Source organism: Veronia pacifica, from assembly GCF_001707825.1.
Taxonomy (GTDB): domain Bacteria; phylum Pseudomonadota; class Gammaproteobacteria; order Enterobacterales; family Vibrionaceae; genus Veronia; species Veronia pacifica.
On record NZ_LYBM01000002.1, the window covers coordinates 97,764 to 121,307 of the forward strand.

18 protein-coding genes and 1 pseudogene are annotated in these 23,544 nt (G+C 46.0%); 15 read left to right on the forward strand and 4 right to left on the reverse strand.

Translation table 11 applies throughout. From position 1 onward, the window contains the following. Positions 1 to 20: 20 nt before the first annotated feature. Positions 21 to 791, reverse strand: a complete 771-nt coding sequence (locus A8L45_RS01960; RefSeq protein ID WP_068898670.1) for a DUF1853 family protein — start codon at positions 789 to 791, stop codon at positions 21 to 23. Positions 792 to 948: 157 nt separating this feature from the next. Here A8L45_RS01960 and A8L45_RS01965 point away from each other — a divergent pair, with 157 nt between their 5' ends. Beyond that, on the forward strand, positions 949 to 1,704 hold the full coding sequence (locus A8L45_RS01965; protein ID WP_068898672.1) for a Nif3-like dinuclear metal center hexameric protein: 756 nt from the start codon (positions 949 to 951) through the stop codon (positions 1,702 to 1,704). Between the two features lie 151 nt (positions 1,705 to 1,855). On the opposite strand, the gene A8L45_RS01970 is transcribed toward A8L45_RS01965, so the two are convergent. Then, positions 1,856 to 3,145: a citrate synthase gene (locus A8L45_RS01970; protein ID WP_068898674.1), complete on the reverse strand. Its 1,290-nt coding sequence runs from the start codon at positions 3,143 to 3,145 to the stop codon at positions 1,856 to 1,858. A gap of 418 nt (positions 3,146 to 3,563) precedes the next feature. On the opposite strand from A8L45_RS01970, the gene sdhC reads away from it, so the two are divergent. The 8 genes from sdhC to sucD all read left to right on the forward strand — a co-directional run bounded on the left by sdhC (position 3,564) and on the right by sucD (position 13,089). Beyond that, positions 3,564 to 3,956, forward strand: coding sequence for a succinate dehydrogenase cytochrome b556 subunit (gene sdhC / locus A8L45_RS01975; RefSeq protein WP_068898676.1), 393 nt, complete (start codon positions 3,564 to 3,566; stop codon positions 3,954 to 3,956). Further along, positions 3,950 to 4,297 carry a succinate dehydrogenase, hydrophobic membrane anchor protein gene (gene sdhD / locus A8L45_RS01980; protein WP_068898678.1) on the forward strand — a complete coding sequence of 116 codons (348 nt, stop codon included), beginning with the start codon at positions 3,950 to 3,952 and terminating at the stop codon, positions 4,295 to 4,297. Before sdhC ends, sdhD begins: the two co-directional genes overlap by 7 nt. After that, entirely contained in the window at positions 4,298 to 6,064 is a 1,767-nt protein-coding gene (gene sdhA, locus A8L45_RS01985) for a succinate dehydrogenase flavoprotein subunit (RefSeq protein ID WP_068898680.1), read from the forward strand. Between the two features lie 15 nt (positions 6,065 to 6,079). Further along, positions 6,080 to 6,790 (forward strand): succinate dehydrogenase iron-sulfur subunit, encoded by a 711-nt coding sequence (locus tag A8L45_RS01990; protein WP_068898682.1) that lies wholly within the window; start codon positions 6,080 to 6,082, stop codon positions 6,788 to 6,790. Between the two features lie 114 nt (positions 6,791 to 6,904). Next, positions 6,905 to 9,730 carry a 2-oxoglutarate dehydrogenase E1 component gene (gene sucA / locus A8L45_RS01995; protein WP_068898684.1) on the forward strand — a complete coding sequence of 942 codons (2,826 nt, stop codon included), beginning with the start codon at positions 6,905 to 6,907 and terminating at the stop codon, positions 9,728 to 9,730. A 12-nt stretch (positions 9,731 to 9,742) separates the two neighbouring features. Beyond that, the gene (gene odhB / locus A8L45_RS02000) at positions 9,743 to 10,960 is read left to right on the forward strand and encodes a 2-oxoglutarate dehydrogenase complex dihydrolipoyllysine-residue succinyltransferase (RefSeq protein ID WP_068898687.1); all 1,218 of its coding nucleotides are present in this window, start codon (positions 9,743 to 9,745) and stop codon (positions 10,958 to 10,960) included. Positions 10,961 to 11,050: 90 nt separating this feature from the next. After that, positions 11,051 to 12,217 carry an ADP-forming succinate--CoA ligase subunit beta gene (sucC, locus tag A8L45_RS02005; RefSeq protein ID WP_068898689.1) on the forward strand — a complete coding sequence of 389 codons (1,167 nt, stop codon included), beginning with the start codon at positions 11,051 to 11,053 and terminating at the stop codon, positions 12,215 to 12,217. Further along, positions 12,217 to 13,089 (forward strand): succinate--CoA ligase subunit alpha, encoded by an 873-nt coding sequence (sucD, locus tag A8L45_RS02010; RefSeq protein WP_068898691.1) that lies wholly within the window; start codon positions 12,217 to 12,219, stop codon positions 13,087 to 13,089. The genes sucC and sucD overlap by 1 nt, the downstream gene beginning before the upstream one ends. A gap of 122 nt (positions 13,090 to 13,211) precedes the next feature. On the opposite strand, the gene znuB is transcribed toward sucD, so the two are convergent. After that, entirely contained in the window at positions 13,212 to 13,997 is a 786-nt protein-coding gene (gene znuB, locus A8L45_RS02015) for a zinc ABC transporter permease subunit ZnuB (RefSeq protein WP_068898693.1), read from the reverse strand. Next, positions 13,990 to 14,760, reverse strand: coding sequence for a zinc ABC transporter ATP-binding protein ZnuC (znuC, locus tag A8L45_RS02020; RefSeq protein WP_068898695.1), 771 nt, complete (start codon positions 14,758 to 14,760; stop codon positions 13,990 to 13,992). Before znuC ends, znuB begins: the two co-directional genes overlap by 8 nt. Positions 14,761 to 14,842: 82 nt before the next feature. On the opposite strand from znuC, the gene znuA reads away from it, so the two are divergent. From znuA to A8L45_RS02050, 6 genes and pseudogenes are all read left to right on the forward strand, one after another. Next, a complete protein-coding gene (gene znuA, locus A8L45_RS02025; protein WP_068898697.1) occupies positions 14,843 to 15,811 on the forward strand; it encodes a zinc ABC transporter substrate-binding protein ZnuA in 969 nt (322 codons plus the stop codon). Next, entirely contained in the window at positions 15,808 to 17,151 is a 1,344-nt protein-coding gene (mepM, locus tag A8L45_RS02030) for a murein DD-endopeptidase MepM (RefSeq protein WP_068898699.1), read from the forward strand. The genes znuA and mepM overlap by 4 nt, the downstream gene beginning before the upstream one ends. A 222-nt stretch (positions 17,152 to 17,373) precedes the next feature. Beyond that, positions 17,374 to 20,040 (forward strand): AraC family transcriptional regulator, encoded by a 2,667-nt coding sequence (locus tag A8L45_RS02035; RefSeq protein WP_068898701.1) that lies wholly within the window; start codon positions 17,374 to 17,376, stop codon positions 20,038 to 20,040. Positions 20,041 to 20,547: 507 nt separating this feature from the next. Then, on the forward strand, positions 20,548 to 20,778 hold the full coding sequence (locus A8L45_RS02040; protein ID WP_068898703.1) for a FeoA family protein: 231 nt from the start codon (positions 20,548 to 20,550) through the stop codon (positions 20,776 to 20,778). Beyond that, positions 20,771 to 23,049, forward strand: a pseudogene (gene feoB / locus A8L45_RS02045) (Fe(2+) transporter permease subunit FeoB). The gene A8L45_RS02040 and the pseudogene feoB overlap by 8 nt, the downstream one beginning before the upstream one ends. Continuing rightward, complete coding sequence (locus A8L45_RS02050) at positions 23,036 to 23,251, forward strand: FeoC-like transcriptional regulator (protein ID WP_068898705.1); 216 nt, start codon at positions 23,036 to 23,038, stop codon at positions 23,249 to 23,251. The pseudogene feoB and the gene A8L45_RS02050 overlap by 14 nt, the downstream one beginning before the upstream one ends. Positions 23,252 to 23,544: the final 293 nt, after the last annotated feature.

The following is a 23,544-nucleotide window of genomic DNA, read 5'->3' on the forward strand; positions in this document are numbered from 1 at the left end:
GCTTTGTCGTTCAGTTACGGTTAACTATCAGGCCAGTTATCTGGAACAACGAACCAGTGCTTTCCTTGTTCATCAATTAAGTGCTGCGCGCGCTGAACAGGCTTAATCTGATTTCCTTCTATTGTGGGAAGTGTTTCCGGATCTGGAGAGCACATCCATTGCCCGCGTGATAGGAGAGAGTAAACCGCGTTATCTGGCAATTGATGGTTCCAGCACCAATATCCCTGTATTGCCTCATTCCGCGCTATCTCGTGTGATATATGTGTCTCTTCCAACCAAGGATTGATATACAGTCTTCCTTGCATGAGTAATTTATGTTGCGTGGGTACAAGGTCAGGAAACTGTTGTTGGAACACAGTCGTCGTCGATAATGCCAGTTGGTGGTCTACCATTTTCTCTTGCTTTTTTGCTAGTGTATCTTTTGCATTAGGGCCAAACCATTGCTTGTCATAAGCAAGATAGAATTTTACCGCCACCTCCCAGTGTTCGAGCTCACCGGTATCACTTTTGACGAGAAAATCCACTGAGCCCAGAGTTTTTCCATCAGCATTAAGTTGAATTTCTTCCGCAATCAGTTGATAGCTAGGGTGGCTGAGCAGTGCATGTTTAAGCAGCCATTGATAGTAAAAGCCGATGCGATGCCCACCATCGTATTCTAAACCTTGTGGGCATTTCATCGCTTCTACCCAAAATAAGTCAGGTACTTGAAGACGTGCAGGTAATTTGAGTAATTGTGGTGCTTGTCTTAGCCATTCGAAGTCTCTTTGGCTTTGCTGCTTGTCAGAAAACATGAGTTCCTTTATTCATTTTAATCGATTGTATCTGATTTTTTTTAAGCGAAGTTCTAAACACTCTGATGAATGGATATGAGCTTTACGCCTCAAATCAACCCGCTAGAATAACGATATTTACTCCATATACGAGTTGATATTACTCAGGGAAATAACGATGAACAACATGCAGCTGGAAACTATTCTAAACCAGCATTTAAATGCCAATGCATTCAAGGACTATTGTCCTAATGGCCTCCAAGTAGAAGGCAGGCCAGATGTGAAAAAAATTGTTACGGGTGTTACTGCCAGTCAGGCATTGATTGACCTTGCAGTAGACAATAAAGCTGATGCGCTACTTGTTCACCATGGTTATTTCTGGCGGGGAGAATCGCAGCCATTGCGAGGTATGAAATATAAGCGGATAAAAGCGCTGATTGAAAATGGAATTAATCTCTATGCCTACCATCTTCCCTTAGATGCTCATCCTGTACAGGGCAATAATGCTCAGCTTGCACTCAGACTGGGTATCGAACTCAAAGGGAGTCTGGAGCAAGGAAATCCAAACTCTGTCGTTGTTTGGGGTGAGTTAGAACAGCCTTTATCACCTTCTGATTTTGCTCAAAAGGTTGCAAAGGTACTCGATCGTGAACCACTGACAATAGACGGTGGAAATGGTGACATCAAAAAAGTGGGTTGGTGCACGGGCGGTGGACAGGACTTTATTGATTTGGCTGCCAGTCAGGGGTGTGATGCTTTTCTGTCAGGGGAGGTATCAGAGAGAACGACTTACTCTGCACGAGAGCAGGGCATACATTATTTTGCTGCTGGCCATCATGCGACAGAACGATACGGTGTTAAAGCGCTTGGCGAGTGGCTAGCGGACAATCATCAACTCGATGTTCATTTCATCGATATCGATAATCCTGTATAGGATACCAAGTGAAAAACAGCGAATTTCAACACTGGTCATCAGATTTATTGAAAGCCCTCAATAGCTTTCGGGAGAGACAAAAACTATTACGCATAAAGTAAGAAAATAAAAAACGCCGCAGATACGGCGTTTTTCTGACAAAACCAAGCTATCAGCTTCGGTCTTTCATCGGTTTAAAGTCTCTTTGATCGTAACCAGTATAAAGCTGGCGAGGACGTCCGATACGGTTGTTCGGATCACTGTGCATTTCATTCCAGTGAGCAATCCAACCAATAGTACGAGACATAGCAAAGATAACTGTGAACATTGAAACCGGGATACCGATCGCTTTCAGGATAATACCTGAGTAGAAATCTACATTTGGATAGAGTTTCTTCTCAATGAAGTATTCATCTGAAAGTGCGATTTTCTCGAGTTCCATCGCAACATCCAGAAGTGGATCCTTGATGTTCAATTCATCAAGCACTTCATGGCACGCTTCACGCATAACTGTCGCGCGTGGGTCATAGTTCTTGTAAACACGGTGACCAAAGCCCATGAGACGGAATGGATCATCCTTGTCTTTCGCTCGCTCAATGAACTCAGGAATCTTATCAACAGAACCAATCTCTTCTAGCATCTTCAGGCAAGCTTCGTTTGCTCCGCCGTGAGCAGGTCCCCACAGAGATGCAATACCTGCAGCGATACATGCAAATGGGTTTGCACCAGAAGAACCAGCCAGACGAACGGTTGACGTTGAAGCGTTCTGCTCATGGTCAGCATGAAGAGTAAAGATTTTGTCCATTGCTTTTGCTACAACTGGATTCACTTCGTATTCTTCTGCTGGTGTAGCAAACATCATATGCAAGAAGTTTTCTGCATAATCCAAGTCGTTGCGAGGGTAGATGAATGGTTGACCAATCGAGTACTTGTAGCACATTGCTGCAAGTGTTGGCATTTTTGAAAGTAACCGGAATGCAGTGATCTCGCGGTGGATATCATTATTAATATCCAATGAATCATGGTAGAACGCAGCGAGGGCACCGACAACACCAACCATAACCGCCATTGGGTGTGCATCACGGCGGAAGCCGTGGAAGAAGCTGGCGATTTGCTCGTGTACCATGGTGTGGCGAGTAACAATCTTACGAAACTCTTCGTATTGTTTGCGACTCGGGACTTCACCATAAAGAAGGATATAACAGACTTCTAAATAATCAGCGTTATTGGCAAGTTGATCAATTGGGTAGCCACGGTGTAAAAGTACACCTGCAGCACCATCAATGTAAGTGATCTGCGATTCACAAGACGCAGTCGCTACAAAACCAGGATCAAAAGTAAAAAAACCATTGGCTCCAAGTGCACGTACGTCAACCACTTCCGGGCCAACAGTGCCTCCCTTGATCGGCAGTTCGATTGGTGCTTTCCCTTCAATGTGCAGGGTAGCTTTCTTCTCTGCCATAACAATCTCCTTTGTAATTTTTATTTCCTATCCCAAAATTGGACTTCGTTGTTGTACAGTTGAAGCCGAGATATGTCAAATCGGGCGAGTGATCTTTGTAGGGTCTGCGCAAGTATAACAATTGTGTTTCTTCGCGGTTAAAGCTGTGTTTCGGGATTTTCGTCAATTATATATATTTGTGTTTATCTTGTCGCAGGCATATACTCTGCCGCAGGTCTCTGGGCTGCAGTGTTTCAGCCGGGGCGTATCGGGGCTAAAATCAATTTTTACTGTGTTAAACAGGGCACGGAAGCCTTCTATTAATATCGGTTTCCCCCCTTTTGGCTGCATAAAATACAAAAAAGGTTTGTTCTGTCGCCTTTGCTCAGCTGAGTCTCCCAGAGAGTGTATAACAATAAATGCTTCTCTATGAAGCTGAGTGGGCCATATCGTGAAAGTTAGCAAGCCAAGACCGGTAAATCTTGACCTACAGACCATTCGCTTCCCACTGACAGCGATTGCGTCTATTTTGCACCGCATTTCAGGGGTGATCACCCTTGTGTCAGTAGCAATACTTCTGTGGTTACTAGATTTATCCCTTTCATCACCAAGCGGTTTTGAAGCCGCAAGTTCTATTATCGATAGTTACTTCGTCAAATTTATCCTGTGGGGCATTTTGACGGCCCTTGCCTATCATATCGTCGGCGGCATTCGCCACCTGTTTCAAGACATGCAATATTTCGAGGAATTGGAATCAGGAAAGGTCAGTGCGCAAGCGTCGTTCGTGATCACTGCTGTGTTGTCTGTTTTAGCGGGGATCTTAGTATGGTAGGACAAGTTTCTTCAGTCGGTCGCAACGGAATACATGATTTTATCTTAATTCGTGCCACCGCAATCATCATGACGCTTTACACTTTTTTCATGGTTGGATACTTCGCCGTTGGGCAAGATCTGTCTTATGAATTGTGGTTGGATTTCTTTAGCAAAACCAGCACAAAAGTGTTCACTGTACTGGCACTGTTTTCAGTCCTGATCCATGCATGGATCGGAATGTGGCAGGTACTGACAGATTATATCAAACCAACAATGCTGCGTGCCTTTTTGCAGTTTGGCGTTGTGGCACTTCTGTTTGTATACCTGATGACTGGCTTCTTTGTTGTGTGGGGTGTTTAAGTGAGTATTCCAGTTCGTGAATTTGACGCGATTGTAATTGGTGCGGGTGGCGCAGGTATGCGCGCTGCACTGCAGATTTCAGAGCAGGGCCTTTCATGTGCGCTGCTGTCTAAAGTTTTCCCGACCCGTTCTCATACTGTTTCCGCTCAGGGTGGTATAACAGTGGCGCTTGGTAACAGCCATGAGGACAACTGGGAATGGCATATGTACGACACAGTTAAAGGGTCTGATTATATAGGCGATCAGGATGCCATTGAGTACATGTGCAAAACGGGTCCAAAATCTATTATCGAGTTAGAGAAGATGGGTTTACCTTTTTCTCGCTTTGATAACGGTCGCATTTATCAGCGTCCATTTGGTGGTCAGTCAAAAGCCTTTGGTGGTGAGCAAGCTGCGCGAACTGCAGCGGCCGCTGACCGAACAGGCCACGCACTGCTTCATACTTTGTATCAACAAAACATAAAAAACAAAACAACCATTTTTTCTGAGTGGTATGCGTTGGATTTAGTCAAAAATCAGGACGGCGCAATTGTTGGTGCAACAGCGATGGACATGGAAAGTGGCGAAATCTGCTACTTCAAAGCCAAAGCAACAGTATTAGCGACTGGTGGTGCTGGTCGTATCTATCAATCAACGACTAACGCTCACATTAACACGGGTGACGGTGTTGGTATGGCCCTCCGTGCTGGTGTCCCAATGCAAGACATGGAAATGTGGCAGTTCCACCCAACAGGTATTGCTGGCGCCGGTGTACTGGTAACCGAAGGTTGTCGTGGTGAAGGTGGTTACCTTCTTAACAAAGACGGCGAACGTTTCATGGAACGTTATGCACCTAACGCCAAAGACCTTGCGGGCCGCGATGTTGTTGCACGTTCAATGATGGTAGAGATTCGTGAAGGTCGCGGCTGTGATGGCCCATGGGGACCACACATTAAGCTTAAACTCGATCACCTTGGCAAAGATGTGCTTGAAGCGCGCCTGCCTGGTATCCTTGAGCTGTCTCGTACCTTTGCCCATATTGATCCGGTTAAAGAGCCAATCCCAGTTATTCCAACCTGTCACTATATGATGGGTGGTGTACCTACTCAGGTTTCAGGCCAAGCAATCAAGCAAAATGCAAACGGTCAAGATGTCGAAGTACAAGGCCTGTTTGCTTGCGGTGAGATTGCTAGCGTATCTGTTCACGGTGCCAACCGTCTCGGCGGTAACTCGCTGCTTGACCTTGTTGTCTTCGGACGCGCGACAGGTCTGCACCTTGGCGAAACACTGGCAGCACAGGTTGAAGCGCGTGATGCCTCTGAGTCAGATATCGAAGCATCCTTGTCTCGCCTGAACCGTTGGAACACAACGCAGAAAGGTGAAGACCCAGTCCAGATTAGAAAAGATCTTCAAGAGTGTATGCAAAACAACTTCTCGGTATTCCGTGAAGGTGATGCAATGGCTAAAGGTCTGGAAGAGCTCAAAGTGATTCGTGAGAGGCTTAAAGAAGCACGTCTTGACGATACGTCTTCTGAATTCAACACCCAACGTGTTGAGTGTTTAGAACTGGACAACTTAATGGAGACTGCGTTCTCTACCGCTGTGTCGGCTAATTACCGAACAGAAAGCCGTGGTGCTCATGCGCGATTCGATTTCCAAGAGCGTGATGACGAAAACTGGCTGTGCCACACTATTTATAACCCTGAAACGGAAGTGATGTCGAAGCGTGACGTAAATATGTCACCCGTTCATCGTGACGCATTTCCGCCGAAGGCACGTACATACTAAGGGAGGTATCTAATTATGAAATTGAAGTTTTCTGTTTATCGTTACAACCCTGATGTTGATGACGTTCCACATATGAAGGGTTATACACTGGAAGTGCCTGAAGGCTCTGACATGATGGTGCTTGATGCGTTGATGTTGCTCAAAGAGCAAGACCCAACGTTATCATTCCGCCGCTCTTGCCGTGAAGGCGTTTGTGGTTCTGATGGCATCAACATGAACGGTAAAAATGGCTTGGCGTGTATTACGCCATTGTCAGCTCTGACAGGCAAGTCGACGATTGTGATACGTCCGCTTCCCGGTTTGCCAGTAGTCCGCGATTTAATTATAGATATGTCGCAATTCTACGAGAATTATGAGCGCGTGAGACCTTACTTGGTTAATGATGCAGTTCCTCCTGCGAGGGAGAATCTGCAGTCGCCGGAAGAGCGTGCGCATCTCGATGGCTTATATGAGTGCATCATGTGTGCATGCTGCTCAACCTCATGTCCATCTTTCTGGTGGAACCCAGACAAGTTTGTTGGACCTGCAGGTCTACTGGCGGCTTATCGATGGCTAATAGACAGCCGCGATACTGCGACAGATGAACGTTTATCTGATCTGGACGACGCTTTTAGCGTTTTTCGTTGTCACAATATTATGAATTGTGTCAATGTTTGTCCGAAAGGACTGAACCCTACGAAAGCAATTGGTCATATTAAGTCAATGCTACTCAAGCGAGCCGTTTAAAACGTCCGCTCAGGTCCGATCAAGGAATTAGATTCCCTCGCCTGGGGGAATCTATATTGGAGACCAGCGCAAAGCTGGTGTTGTAACAAACAATAACGTGGTTAAGGGATAACAATGCAAAATGGCGTGATGAAGGCTTGGATTGAGTCTTCACACTTGGCTGGCGCCAATGCAACCTACGTAGAGGACCTCTACGAACTGTACCTTAGTGACCCGGAGACAGTAGATATCGAATGGCGGAAAGTGTTTGACGACTTACCAGTTGTCCAACAGCACGCCCCGGAGCAGCCTCACTCCAGAGTTCGTGACTACTTTCGACGACTAGCGACGGAGACAGCGCATTACAGGGCTCCAGTTAGTGATCCAGACGTCGACGCAAAACAGGTTAAAGTACTGCAACTTATCAATGCTTACCGTTTTCGTGGACACCAACAAGCTAATTTAGATCCTCTGGGTATTTGGCAACGTGAACGAGTACCTGATCTCGACCCAGCTTTTCACACCCTCAATGAAGACGACTTCGAACAGACATTTAATGTCGGCTCCTTTGCCATAGGGCAGGAGAGTATGAAGCTCGCTGATCTTTACGACGCACTAAAACGAACCTACTGCGGTTCAATCGGTGCAGAGTACATGCACATCACCGACACAGAGGAAAAGCGCTGGATTCAGCAGCGGCTTGAATCTGTCGTGGGACAACCAGAATTCACTGAGCAAGAAAAGCTAACTTTCCTTGAAGAGTTGACAGCGGCTGAAGGTTTGGAACGTTACCTGGGAGCAAAATTCCCTGGCGCGAAACGTTTCTCACTAGAGGGCGGTGATGCTCTGATCCCCATGATGAAAGAGCTGGTTCGCCACTCTGCCAAAGCAGGTCAGAAGGAAGTGGTTGTCGGTATGGCTCACCGAGGCCGTCTAAACGTACTGGTTAACGTACTGGGCAAAAAAACTTCAGAACTGTTTGACGAATTTGCTGGCAAGCATGACGAGACGTGGGGAACAGGCGATGTAAAATATCACCAAGGCTTCTCCAGTGATTTCTCAGCCCCAGACGGCGACGTTCACCTCGTGTTGGCATTCAACCCGTCGCACCTTGAAATCGTGAACCCAGTTGTTATGGGCTCGGTTCGGGCACGTCAAGATCGTCTTGCTGACAAGAACGGTTCAAAGGTACTTCCAATCACAATTCACGGTGACTCAGCGATTGCTGGTCAAGGTGTTGTGCAGGAAACCTTTAATATGTCACAGGCGAGAGGTTTTCAGGTCGGCGGCACAGTTCGCATAGTTGTGAACAATCAGATTGGCTTCACGACCTCAAACCCGAGAGACACTCGCTCAACGCAATACTGTACAGATATTGCCAAAATGGTTCAGGCTCCAATCTTCCATGTGAACTCGGATGACCCTGAAGCCGTCGCTTATGTTTCCCGCCTGGCACTGGATTTCCGTAACCAATTCAAGCGCGATGTCGTGATTGATTTGGTTTGCTATCGTCGTCATGGACATAACGAAGCGGATGAGCCAAGCGCAACCCAGCCTCTGATGTACCAGAAGATCAAGAAACATCCGACACCTCGTAAAATCTATGCTGACAGACTACAAGATCAGACAATTGCTGATCTCGAGGGTGCCACGCTATTGATCAATGAATATCGAGATGCACTTGATCGCGGCGAATGTGTCGTTAAAGAATACCGACCAATGACACTCCATTCTGTTGACTGGTCGCCATACATCGGGCACGAGTGGACCATCGACTGGGACAGCAAAGTAGACGCAGATCGTCTTCGTGAGCTTGGACAGCGTCTTTGCCAGTACCCTGAAAGTCATAAACTCCACAGTCAGGTGAAGAAACCTTACGTCAAGCGCGCCGAAATGGTTGCAGGCGAAAGGCCGCTGGATTGGGGTATGGCTGAAACCCTCGCTTATGCGACCTTGCTTGACGAAGGCAAACGGATCCGTATTTCCGGTCAGGATGCTTGTCGAGGCACCTTTGTGCACCGCTTGGCTACGCTGCATAACCAGACCGATGGTACGACCTATCAACCACTCGCTAATCTTCATGATAAACAGGGACCGTTTCAGATTTTTGACTCTGTTTTGTCAGAAGAGGCTGTTTTGGCATTCGAATACGGTTATGCCACAGCAGAGCCGGGTGGCTTGACCATGTGGGAAGCTCAGTTTGGTGATTTTGCTAACGGCGCCCAGGTGGTCATTGATCAGTTCATTAGTTCTGGTGAGCAGAAGTGGGGCCGTATGTGTGGTTTAACCATGCTGTTACCTCACGGCTACGAGGGACAAGGTCCAGAGCACTCATCTGCCCGCCTTGAGCGATACCTGCAGTTGTGTGCAGAACAAAATATACAGGTGGTCATTCCATCAACACCTGCACAGATGTATCACATGGTTCGCCGTCAGGTGATCCGTCCTATGCGCCGTCCTTTGGTAGTGATGTCACCAAAATCATTGCTTCGTCATCCTTTGTGCACATCTTCTTTGGAAGATTTGACCGAGGGGACGTTCCAGCCCGCCATTGGCGAAATTGATGAGCTGGATCCAAAAGCTGTTAAGCGCATTGTGATGTGTTCGGGCAAGGTTTACTACGATCTGCTGGAAGCTCGTCGTAAGGAAGAACTCATCGATGTTGCTATCATTCGCGTAGAGCAGCTTTATCCGTTCCCTTACGAGGCGGTCGAGAAGTTGGTCAGCGGATATCCAAACGCTAAGGAAGTCGTGTGGTGTCAGGAAGAACCCCAGAATCAGGGTGCTTGGTACAGCAGTCAACATAACTTCCGTTATGCGATCCCATCAGATGCGAAACTGACTTATGCAGGCCGGAAGGCGTCCGCTTCACCGGCAGTTGGCTATATGTCTGTCCACCTGAAGCAACAAAAAGCCCTTGTCAGAGATGCACTTGGCTTAAATGAAGAACTGGAAAAATAAGGAATAAAGTGAATGACAGTCGAAATTCTGGTTCCCGACTTACCTGAATCTGTTGCAGATGCAACAGTTGCTACCTGGCACAAAAAACCGGGTGAAGCGGTAGCTCGTGACGAGGTGCTGGTAGATATTGAAACCGATAAAGTTGTACTTGAAGTACCTGCTCCAGATGATGGCGTTTTAGAAGCCATCATCGAGGAAGAAGGTGCAACAGTACTGTCAAAGCAACTTCTGGCTCGCCTTACTGCTGGTGCAGTAGCGGGTGAAGAAACAAAGGATGCTGTTGCTGAATCTGCACCATCTCCTGATAAGCGCCATACTGCGTCTCTCTCAGAAGAGAGCAGTGATGCACTTAGCCCTACTGTACGTCGCCTGCTTGCAGAAAATGAAGTAAACCCAGAGCATGTTAAAGGCTCAGGTGTGGGTGGTCGCATCACCCGTGAAGACGTTGAAGCGTTCCTGAAGTCAGCAAAAGCTGACGCGAAAGCTGAAACCAAGGCAGAAGCGCCTGTTGCCGACCTCAATGTTGCACATCGCAGCGAAAAACGTGTTCCAATGACGCGCTTGCGCAAGCGCGTTGCTGAGCGTCTGTTGGAAGCGAAAAACAGCACGGCCATGCTGACAACATTTAATGAAGTCAACATGAAACCAATCATGGATATTCGTAAGCAATACAAAGATGCTTTCGAGAAACGCCATGATGTGCGCCTTGGCTTTATGTCTTTTTACGTTAAGGCCGTTGTTGAAGCGCTGAAGCGTTATCCAGAAGTGAATGCCTCTATTGATGGTGATGAAATCGTCTACCACAATTACTTCGACATCAGCATGGCGGTATCGACGCCACGTGGCTTGGTAACACCAGTGCTGCGTGACTGCGACCAGCTGGGCTTGGCAGATGTTGAAAAAGGTATAAAAGACCTAGCGATTAAGGGCCGTGACGGCAAGTTGACTGTTGATGAGTTAACTGGCGGTAACTTCACTATCACCAATGGTGGTGTGTTTGGTTCTCTTATGTCGACCCCAATCATTAACCCACCACAAGCGGCGATCCTTGGTATGCACAAAATCCAAGAACGCCCGATGGCGGTGGATGGCAAAGTCGAAATTTTGCCAATGATGTACCTTGCTCTTTCTTATGACCACCGTCTCATTGACGGCCGTGAATCAGTTGGCTTCCTGGTCACTATTAAAGAGCTTTTAGAAGACCCAACACGACTGCTGCTTGATGTGTGATCAAGTCATGCAGTAACAGTCTGTATCAGAGGGGGCCATCGCTCCCTCTGGATGGAATCAAATTAAAAGAATGGAAACGGATAGAACATCATGAATCTGCACGAGTATCAGTCCAAGCAGCTTTTTGCTGAATATGGATTGCCTGTTTCAGAAGGTTATGCCTGTGACACCCCTCACGAAGCTGCAGAAGCAGCTGACAAGATTGGCGGCGATCAGTGGGTAGTGAAATGTCAGGTCCACGCCGGTGGACGTGGTAAAGCTGGCGGTGTAAAGCTGGTTAAAAACAAAGAAGAAATCCGTGATTTCGCACAGAATTGGCTAGGTAAAAATCTGGTGACTTACCAGACAGACGCAAACGGTCAGCCAGTGAGTAAAATTCTGGTAGAAAGCTGTACTGACATTGATCAAGAGCTGTACCTTGGCGCAGTTGTTGACCGTGGCTCACGTCGCGTTGTTTTCATGGCATCAACTGAAGGTGGTGTGGAAATCGAAAAAGTTGCTGAAGAGACGCCTGAGCTTATTCACAAAGCAAGCATTGATCCTTTGGTTGGCCCTCAGCCATATCAGGGACGTCAGCTGGCGTTTAAACTGGGCCTGAAAGGCGATCAGATTAAGCAGTTCACTAAAATTTTCATGGGCATTGCTCAGCTTTTCCTCGACCGTGATGTTGCACTGGTAGAAGTTAACCCACTGGTTATCAAAACTGATGGCGACCTTCACTGTCTGGATGCAAAATTGGCTATCGATAGCAACGCAGTGTATCGCCAGCCAAAAATCCGCGATATGCACGATCCAAGTCAGGAAGATGCCCGCGAAGCACATGCAGCGAAATTCGAACTTAACTATGTTGCTCTAGATGGCAGCATCGGTTGTATGGTGAACGGTGCTGGTCTTGCGATGGGTACAATGGACATCGTAAACCTGCACGGCGGCAGCCCTGCTAACTTCCTTGATGTAGGTGGCGGCGCGACAAAAGAACGTGTTACTGAAGCATTCAAGATCATCCTGTCTGATAGCAACGTAAAAGCTGTACTGGTCAACATTTTTGGCGGTATCGTTCGTTGTGACCTGATTGCCGATGGCATTATCGGTGCAGTTGAAGAAGTAGGCGTAGAAGTACCTGTTGTTGTTCGTCTTGAAGGTAACAACGCAGAGCTGGGTGCTCAGAAACTGGCCGAAAGTGATTTGAATATTATTGCTGCGACCTCTCTGACTGAAGCAGTACAGAAAGTAGTAGCTGCAGCGGAGGCCAAGTAATGTCTGTTTTAATCAATAAAGATACCAAAGTTATCTGTCAGGGCTTCACTGGTGGTCAGGGTACTTTCCACTCAGAGCAAGCGATTGATTACGGAACGCAAATGGTCGGTGGCGTATCTCCGGGTAAAGGCGGTACTGAGCACCTTGGTTTGCCAGTGTTCAATACGGTTGCTGATGCAGTAGAAGCAACAGGTGCAACAGCATCTGTTATCTATGTGCCTGCTCCATTCTGTAAGGATGCGATTCTGGAAGCAATTGATGCTGGTATCGAGCTTATCGTTTGTATCACTGAAGGCATTCCAACACTGGATATGCTGGACGTGAAGGTGAAGCTGGATGAAAGCGGCGTTCGCATGATCGGTCCAAACTGTCCGGGTGTGATCACTCCGGGCGAGTCAAAAATCGGTATTATGCCAGGCCATATCCACAAAGCAGGTAAAGTAGGTATCGTTTCACGTTCAGGTACCCTGACTTACGAAGCAGTGAAGCAAACCACTGACGAAGGTTTTGGTCAGTCTACTTGTGTTGGTATTGGTGGCGACCCAATCCCGGGCTCTAACTTTATCGATATCCTTGAGATGTTCGAAAAGGATCCAGCAACAGAAGCTATCGTGATGATCGGTGAAATCGGCGGTACTGCTGAGGAAGAAGCAGCGGCTTACATCAAAGAGAATGTAAGTAAGCCTGTTGTGTCCTACATTGCGGGTGTTACAGCTCCTCCAGGTAAGCGTATGGGTCACGCTGGTGCAATTATTTCAGGCGGTAAGGGTACTGCCGAAGATAAATTCGCTGCACTGGAAGCCGCTGGTGTCACCACGGTGAAAAGTCTGGCTGATATCGGCAGTGCGCTTCGTGAGAAGACAGGCTGGTAATCAAGCCCACCTTAAATGCAAAAGCCGCTCATTTGAGCGGCTTTTTTCGATCTAGTCTGCTGTTGGTATCTTCTTTGGGTTCCGACTTATCAACTGTTAGATTGAATCATTGCGTTATCTCTCTAACGCGGTTGTTGGCGCAATTGACTGAACAAAAATAGTGCGCCTGCGATGACGACGACAGACGGGCCAGCAGGTGTATCTTTAAACCATGACAGAGTGATGCCTCCCATGACAGCCAGCCAACCAATAACAACAGCAAAGACCGTCATTCTCTCTGGGCTGTCAGCAAAACGCCTCGCTGTGGCGGCAGGTATGATCATTAGTGAGGTGATAATCAGGGCTCCGACAAATTTCATCGCAATGGCGATCACCAGACCCACCATCAGCATCAGTACTAACCTCAAAGCGTCAACATTATAGCCGTCGACTTTCGCCATATCTTCACTGACGGTAATGGCCAATAAAGGTCGCCAGAGCCAGAAAATCAATCCCAAAATAACCGCTGTGCCTGAGGCTATCACTACGAGGTCTTGCCCACTGATAGACAGTAAATCGCCGAAGAGATATGCCATCAGATCAACTCTGACATTATCCAAAAAGCTTACTGAGACCAGGCCCAATGACAACGAACAATGGGCAAGAATGCCAAGGAGTGTGTCAGTTGACACAGAGCTTCTGCGTTGGAGCAATACCAGAGCCACTGCGATTAACAGACAACAGCTGATTAAAGCGATATTGAGATCGATCTGGAACAGTAATCCCAAAGCCAGACCAAGCAGCGACGCATGCGCTAATGTATCGCCGAAATATGACATTTTGCGCCAGACAACAAACGAGCCCAGCGGACCTGCCGCCATAGCGATAAATAAACCTGCGAGAAGCGGGTAGAGGAGAAAATCAAACATGGTCTCGTGTCTCTCCGTGTTGACATGGGCCCATCATGTCACCAGATAGATCATGGTCATGATTATGTTGATGATGGTAAAGTGCGAGCTGTTCGCTTTCTTGTTTACCGAAAAGCGCGACATATTCCGGGTGCGCCGAGATAGTCTCTGGGGTGCCTGAGCAACAAATATGATGATGAAGGCAAATGACCTCATCAGTTTTGGCCATGACCAGATGGAGGTCATGAGAGACCATCAAAATTGCACAGTGAAGTTTTTTTCGCAGTTGTTCAATCAGCGAATAAAGTGCCAACTGTCCGTTGACGTCTACGCCTTGAACGGGTTCATCAAGTACCAATAAATCAGGCTTTTTCAGTACAGCATTGGCGAGTAAAACTCTTTGAAGCTCACCACCAGAGAGAGTGTGCATATTGGCATGAAGAAGCTTGGCCGCGCTAACAAGAGTGAGCGCCTCAAGCACAGACTCCTTGGTTGCACCGCGGCAGAGCATCAGAAAGCGTTCGACTCTCAACGGTAAGGTATCATTCAGTTTGAGTTTCTGAGGGACATAACCAATGCGCAGTGACGGCATCCGCTGCACTTTTCCAGATGTTGGTCGATTCAGGCCGATGACTGTCTTGACCAGAGTCGATTTCCCTGCTCCATTTGGGCCAATCAACGTCATGATTTTATTACGTTCTAGTTTGAAAGACACATTATCTAAAACATGACGTCCATCGAAGGTTACGGTCACATTTTCAAATGTGATGAGAGGCGCGCTCATAAATTCCACATGATATTAAAACTGGGATGTTATATTATAACATTTTTGTTTCTCGTTAAACTTACAGTTGTTAGGATTTGCTATGCGCCGCGTTGTTTCTTCTGCCCTTGCGTTTCTCGCTTTTGGCCTGCTCCCGCTCACCACTTATGCTTCTTCAGTTTCTGTTTTGACCACAATTAAACCTATCTCTCTTATTGCAAAGGATATTGTTGGCGATCATGCGGATGTAAAACAGTTGCTTCCAAATGGTGCATCTCCCCATAATTACGCACTCAAGCCGTCAGATTTGAGAAGTATTGATCAGGCTGACTTACTCATTTGGGTTGGGCCTGAGATGGAGTTATTCCTGCAGAAGATTGCCAGCCGTCATGACAAAGCGCTTCAACTGACCGCGATTGAAGGTTTTCCTCTGCGATATTACGGTGAGCAAGAGAATCATGAAGACCATGACCATGACCATGACCATGACCATGACCATGACCATGATAGCCATGACCACGACGGTGAACATTCGTCGCATCACCACAATCACACAGGAATTGATGGACATATCTGGCTTGGTCCTCAGCAGGGTATTACAATAGCGAAAGCCATTACTGAAAGAATGGTAAATATTGATGCTGACAACGCTGATTATTATCGTAAAAATCTGGATCGTTTTATCAACGGCGTACACCAGACAACACAAAAAATAAAAACAGAGTTGTCAGCCTATAATGAACAGGGCTATTTTGTTTTCCATGATGCTTATGGCTACTTTGAAGAAGCATTCGGGTTAAAGCAGAGCGGTCACTTTACCGTTGACCCTGACAGAAAGCCGGGCGCAAGAACCCTGGTGACAATAAGAGAGGCATTAGTGAAAAATAAGGCGCGGTGTGTGTTCACTGAACCACAGTTCAACGACAGTTTTATTCAAAGTGTATCGAAACACACAAAAGCTAAGATCGTTACCCTTGATCCCCTAGCAACCAACATTTCTAAAGATGACGGTCGTTATCAGGCATTTTTGTCAGCACTTGGCGGTAAGTTCGTAGAGTGTTTTGATCAATGAGGAAAAAGTTATTCTCTGGGCCGCAAAAGATGGCGGCTCAGTTACAGACTATGCCGCGTATTCATCGGCTATCTCTGATCACTATGTCGTTTTTGATGGTGGCAGTGGCAATATGGACACCTACTCATCACACTGAGCGGGATGTTACGAGAAAAGTCATTCCGTTGGATAAAGCATCAGTTACTCCCATATCAAACGACAACAGCGAACCTATGGATGTATTGCTCGATCCCGATGATCCTGCCCTTAAAGTAGAGCAGGATGAGATTGACAAACAACTCGCCAAGGAAGACTCTCATCAGCACAGTCACGTTATCGTCGATGGCGATAGTTTGAGCTCGGTATTCGGCCAATATGGCCTATCTCTCAACGACATGTACGCGTTAGTAAAGGCTAACTCTGATGTAAGTAAACTAAGGGTTGGTCAGACATTACGTTGGCAGGTAGATGATGACGGAAAGCTGACAAGTTTTGAAATTCTCCGCAATCGTAAAAATACAGATGTATTTACCATAAGTTCTGCTGGTATTACCTATAAACAGCAAACTGCAAAGGGTGAATTCAGAGACGTTACTGTGAAAGGTGTGGTAAAAACCAGCTTTTATGTTCAGGCGCGTCAGGCGGGACTGACACCGGGTCAGATACAAGAGTTGGTGTCAGCCTTGCAGTGGCGCTTTGACTTGGGTAAGCAAGCTCGCCGTAATGACAGATTTTATGCTCTCATTAGCCGTGAATTTGTGGATGGCGAGCGTTTCAGTTCTGGCGAGGTACAAGGTTTCCTTTATAGATCGGGACGTAACGAAATCATGATCTATCGACATACCGACGGTAAGTTTTATGATCAAGATGGTCAGAGTCTTCAGCGTGCGTTCCGTCGTTTACCGCTCACGAAGAGATACAGAATCAGTTCGCCGTTTAATCCTCATCGCCTGCATCCAATTACGGGCAGAATTTCGCCTCACAACGGGACTGATTTCGCGACGCCTATTGGTACAGCTGTTCTAGCGACTGGTGATGGTGTTGTTGTTAAGGCTCAGAAACACAGGCTAGCTGGTAATTTTGTTGTGATTAAACACGGCAGAGAATATACCACCCGCTATTTGCATTTGAGTAAGATCTTAGTCAAGAAAGGCCAAAGAGTTAAAATGGGACAAAAGATCGCTCTGTCAGGCAATACAGGCCGCTCGACAGGTCCCCATTTACACTATGAACTGCACAGGTTTGGCCGACCGGTCAACGCAATGAAGGTACCTTTACCACAGGCATCTCCAATACCTGCTGGACAACGTAGCGAATTCGTTGCCCGACTCAAAAGGGCGGAGTCTCGTATAGAGGGATAAGTCGTGAGTTGGTTTGCGTAGTAAACCTATTCATTAACGGTAAAATTGAGGCTCGAAGTTTGATCCGTGCCTCTTAACTCTCTCTTTTTTCTGTGTTTAAAAAGGGCTGCAGGATACTATGATTTCAGGTTATATGATGTCATTGCAGCTCTTTTCTTCTAAATGTCACCAATAGGTAGATTCTTCCATTCTTATCAGCTGCATGTATACCATTTGGTATGCTTGTTTGCGTTATCTCTTTTTTGTCCCCGCTCCGGATATGCGGAGGATGTCGTTTATCAACACATTTATGATAGTTCGCCTATCGTCCAAGTTGCGCCAGTACCCGGGGAAGGGGTTTGGGTTCTGGATGACCAGGGTAAGATCAGTTACTTCAACGGTAAAACCTATCTCCCTCTGAGCGATATCACGCGCCCTCCTCGGAAGCGTTTTCATCGCCTTATCTACGATGATGCCAAACAGGCGCTTTGGTTACTTGCTGACGATCAACTGTATCGTTACACACTAAAAAATGATGGCTGGGACGGTTATTTTAAGGGAAAAATCGATACGGAAAGTGTGATTGCGCAAAGCAGTAAAGGGCTCCTTGTCACAATGGGTAAAACATTGTGGCGCTTCGACTCTTCTTCTCGGCTCTTTGTTTTTCAAAAAAGTACAACGTCGGATATCACAGGTATTTTCCTCGCTGACGATAGAATTCATATTGCAACAGCGAAGCAACTTTTATTATTTCAGCATGGTGAATATTCTGAGATCTGGAATTTTTCCGACAAAACTGTTTCTGGTGTTCTTCACCTTGCTAATCTTCACCTGATTGGAACGGATAACGGGCTTTTTATCGTTCATGATGATGGTCAGGCTGAACAAATCCCTCTCAATGGCTCGTCTAAGATCATTGATCTAACTAAAAATACTGAAGCGATATGGGTCGCTACCCCTGATGGTGTTCATGGATTAAGACGTGAGGGAAAAAAGCTCTCAACAATCCAGAATAAAAAGCTCTTTGTCACCACGGACAAGCCAGCAAGGGCAAATGATCTAGCCATCTCAGGTGACACTTTGTGGATTGGTAGTACAACAGGCATTGGTTATCGGCCAATTGAAGCTTCGTCAATTATTAGGCGGATTACGACAGATAAAAAAGGTAATTTGACAGGAATAACTCCGACTGAAAGTGGATACCTGGTTTCAACAGCACACACTATTGAGCTCTATGATTTAACGGGCAAAAAACGTTGGCAAAGAGATATTGTTGACCGAGTCCACTCGCAAACGGTGTTGGAAGATTTCGCCTGGCTTGCTACCTCAGAGGGGATCAGACGTATCTCACTGACTGACGGTAAGGTTGATGATGTGTTGACGATAGATGATGTGGAGTTGTCGTCGGCAGAGCGAATATTTTCAGACGGCCGCTCACTGTGGATATGGTCACTCAGTTCAGGTCTGTCCCGTTACTGGCCTGAAAACCAGTCATATCAGTCGCTGGACTTTGGCTGGGATGGAGGGCGAAATGCGAGGGTGACAAACGTCATACCGGGTGAAGACGAGACAATATGGCTGACGACGACAGCAGGCATCTATTCGTATCGCAATGGTCAGTTTACGTTGCAGAAAGAGTCGGAATATGAAAGGCCAGCAAATGCGCTGATATCGCACCAAGACGTATTGTGGTTCATTGACGCGGGTCAGCTCTTTCAATGGGCTCAGAACTCTGAAACAGAAGCATTTCGTATCGATAACCCTAGGCTGTTTAACGCGCAGTGCATCTTATCTGTGGGTAGCCGAGTCGTTGTCGTTACCCAGCATCACCTTGCTTGGGCTAAAAATACCAGAAGCGGTAAACTGGAATGGAATACATCGCAGTTGGCAGGTACGTTTTGGCCTGATTCCAATACACTGTTTTGTGGTGAAAAAAACGGTAATTTAGTATTAGCGTCGGCAAATAAGCTCGTTATATTCTCTTCACGCTATTTTGACGAAATTGACGTTTTGAAATACAGCGCATTTGTCAGTCAGATTTCTGCAGAGGGGCGTAAGTGGCGTATTGGCGTAGATGCTGATGGGATCTATAACGTCCCGAAAGGGCAAGATATTGAAATCGAGTTGTCGAAGCTCAATGATTCAAATCATGTCACTGATTACCGTTTATCGGGAGACGAGCCGGGCTTATGGCGTCGCATTGGAAGTGGCGAGCCGCTAAAGATTTATCGCTTGCCAGCAGGAAATTATCAGCTGAGTGTCAGAGAGGGAGGAACCGAAAGAAGGGTCATGGCGTTTTCTGTTACTTCACCTTGGTATCACAGCAAACTGACTATTTCATTTGTTCTTTTTCTTTGCCTCGCGTTCGTATCTGTATTGATTACAAAAAATATTCACCTGCGGCGAGTAAATCGAGGCTTAAAGTATTTAGCAAAGACAGAACGGGTAAATGCTTGTCCGCTTATTGATGAAAGCCAGGGGCATAATGCTGAAAAAGTGTTTTCTTCGTCTGACAACACCCCGGTTCAGAGTATTGAGACGCCTTCTTCCTGTGAAAAAGAACCCCTAGAAAATCCAGAACTAAACTGGGTGAGAGAAGTGAAACAGGTTATCGATAATCACTATCATGACCCTTCATTTTCAACATTTTACCTAGCAACCCTACTTTCAACATCAGAAAGAACACTGCAGCGAAAGTTTCGGGCGCACTTTCAAATGTCTGTCAAAGAGTACATTAATGTTACTAGGCTTGAGAAGGCGAGAAAGATGCTACTGAATAATGTTCGTGTTACGGATGTGGCGTTGAAATGCGGATTTAACGAAGCGTCATATTTTTCACAGAGATTTAAGCAGCAGTTTGGGTTATCACCAACCGTTTACATTGAGGAGATGCGGAAATTAGCAAAATGAAAAAAAAGAGCGTGGTATAGCGCAAGCCATACCACGGGCGTCAAAGACACCTTCGCTTGCTGCCGGAGGTGTGTGGGAGGGCCACACACCATCTGGAATTCTTTATTGTGAATCAACTGTTATATTTATAAGATTTTTTACGTTTGATTTATAGTAATTTTCCGCCAATCTGCCCTTTTTTAAATAAACGCTCTTTTTTTGTGATGTATATCAACTAAATTGAACGAGAAGAAAACGTTATAGATACAACTGTTTTTACAGATTGACGTTTTTGACAAGCAAAATAGTGAGAGCTGAGTCACTCCATTCCAATGCATTTGTTAACAGAGATGATCGTATCTTCCGCCTGACGTTTTTTTTTGACGTTTTTGATGTGAAGAAAATGTATATCTGTACACTTTTCCATCCACCCGCGAGATTTTTCAAATTGATCTAGATCAATTTTTATTTGTAACTTTGTGTAATAATCCGCGTGAAAATATTTCTGATTCTCATTTGGGTGTTTATATGAATTTGGCTGAGCTGGAGGCTGGTCGTGCAGCACGAGTGATATCACTCGATAATGTGCCTGTGGTTGCAAAGAAAAAGTTGATGGTAATGGGAGTACTGCCTAATACCGAAGTCAAAATCGTGCGTTTTGCACCAATGGGCGACCCAATTCAACTCCGTGTTCGCGGTTTTGATGTTGCTGTTCGTAAATCTCTGGCGACTGCAATCGAGGTGACGACTGATGCATAACCGTATTGTCACTGTCGGTAACCCAAACAGCGGTAAAACAACACTGTTTAATCAGCTCACAGGTGCGAGACAACAGGTCGGTAACTGGGCCGGTGTAACCGTTGAAAAGAAAACGGGTCAGTACACATTTAACAATAATAAGGTGAGCATCACCGACTTACCGGGCATTTACTCTCTCGATAACTCTGATGACATTAATAGCCCAGATGAATCTATCGCGGTAAAAGCACTTTTTTCCAGCGATGTCGATCTTATTATCAACGTTGTTGATGCAAGTAGTCTGGAGCGTAGCTTATACCTCACCATGCAGCTCAGAGAACTGGGCGATCCTATGGTTGTGGTCCTGAACAAAATGGACGTGCTGGAGCGTCAGGGCTTTAGTATCGATACTGATAAGCTTGCGGCCGCGCTACAATGCCAAGTGCTAACGGTATCAGCGACGAAGAATAAACAGGTTCAGTCATTGAAAGCTGAGCTTGAAAACGTTTTGTCTTCGCCTCTGAGACCGGCTCCTAAAAAGATGGACTACGGCCAAAGTATTGAAACGGCGATTTCAGAACTTGAATCTATCCTAGTTTCGGTTAACGAAGATCATAGACGTGCTTCAGCTATCCGTTTGATGACTGAAGATCAGTTAATGATCAAAAGTCTGCCAACAGATACCGCAATGAAGTATCAAAAGTTATCAAGAAGCACTGTGCTGATGATGACAATGATTTGATGATTGCGAACACACGCTACACTGCCATTGCTAATATTTGTCAGGACTGCCGCAAGAAAACAGTCACTACTCGTCAGCGAATGACTGACGCGATTGACTCTATTGCGCTGCATAAATTTTTTGGTATTCCTTTCTTTTTTGCCGTCATGTACCTGATGTTCTTGTTCTCCATTAACATCGGCAGTGCATTTATCGACTTTTTCGATATTGGTGTTGGTGCCATTCTTGTTGATGGTGGGCATGCCCTGATGGACGGACACCTGCCAGTATGGCTGACGACCCTGTTGGCTGATGGTATTGGCGGTGGTATTCAAACTGTCAGTACATTCATTCCTGTTATCGGCTGCCTGTACTTGTTCATGTCATTACTTGAGAGTTCAGGTTACATGGCCCGCGCAGCATTTGTTCTTGACCGTGCAATGCAAAAAATTGGCCTGCCAGGTAAAGCGTTTGTCCCTCTGGTTCTCGGCTTTGGTTGTAATGTTCCTGCTATCATGGCGACCCGCACACTTGATCAGGAGAGAGAGCGTAAACTAGCAGCAGCAATGGCTCCGTTTATGTCATGCGGTGCTCGTCTACCTGTTTATGCTTTATTTGCTGCGGCATTCTTCCCAGAGTCTGCACAAAACATTGTATTCCTTCTTTATCTCGCAGGTATTGCTGTTGCAATCCTGACTGGTGTCATTTTAAGAAAAACACTGTACCCGGGTGAGAGTGAAAGCATGCTGATGGAGATCCCTGAATATGAGATCCCAACCATGCGTAACATTCTGATCAAAACCTGGAACAAACTGAAGCGTTTCGTTCTTGGTGCCGGTAAGACTATCGTTGTTGTCGTTACTCTTCTGACAATGGCAAACTCTGTTGCACTCGATGGTACTTTTGGTCATACCAATACTGATGAGTCAGTCCTGTCTAAGGCCGCTCAGATTGTGACGCCTATTTTCTCTCCAATTGGTATTGAAGAAGATAACTGGCAGGCAACAGTGGGTATTATTACTGGTATCTTCGCTAAAGAAGCGGTAGTTGGTACTTTGAGTAGCCTTTATAACCAGTCAAACGACGACGAAGATGGTGAGTTCAATCTGAAGGACAAGTTACTGGAAGCTGTGAATTCAATTCCAAACAACCTTGTTGGACTGAACTTCGCTGATCCTCTGGGTATCGCAGTTGATACAGATAAGACGGCACTTGCTGAAGAACAAGATGTTGACGTAAGTATCTTCACAAGCCTTCAGCAGAAGTTTACTGCATCTGGTGCATTTGCTTACCTGGTCTTCATTCTTCTTTACACGCCGTGTGTTGCTGCAATGGGCGCTTACGTAAGAGAGTTTGGCAAACCATTCTCAGCCTTTATTGCCAGCTGGACAATGTTACAGGCGGTGGTCTTCGCAATTGTCACGTACCAGTTGCTTAACATCGTCGATCACCCTGTCCATGCTGCAATGTGGATCGCAATCAGTATGGCTATGTTGGCAGCCAGTGTGATGGCACTTAAACAAGCGAAAGCTCGACAAGACAATAGGTTAGTCGGTTATGATTCTATCTAAACTTGAAAACTATCTCAGAATGCACCCAGGTGCGTCGCAGACTGAGATGGCTAAACATTTCTCACTGACTGAGGATGGAATTGATGCCATGATGGCGGTGTGGTCCCGTAAGGGAAAAGTGAAAGTGGTGTGCAGCCGAGCCGGAAAATCGACGTATCATTGGCTGAATGACACTGAAATCGCCATTAGGATTTGCCACTAAACACAAAAAATAGTTAATAAATAACCCAAAACCAGTGAGTTATATTCATCATTAACATATAGGAAAGGTCAGCATTTGCTGGCCTTTTTTGTTCTTCATATCCGGCTCTTTTAACCCCTCTTTGTAAATATCCGCACATCAATAAAATACGATTTTCAGCATGTAAAACATAAAGATATAAAATTAATTGCTAATAAAGATATTTATTATATTGAAGGTGAGACATGCTTATTTGATGTGAACACTATACTCACGTGGTATGACCAGTGTATAAGCAATTACTTGATCGAATG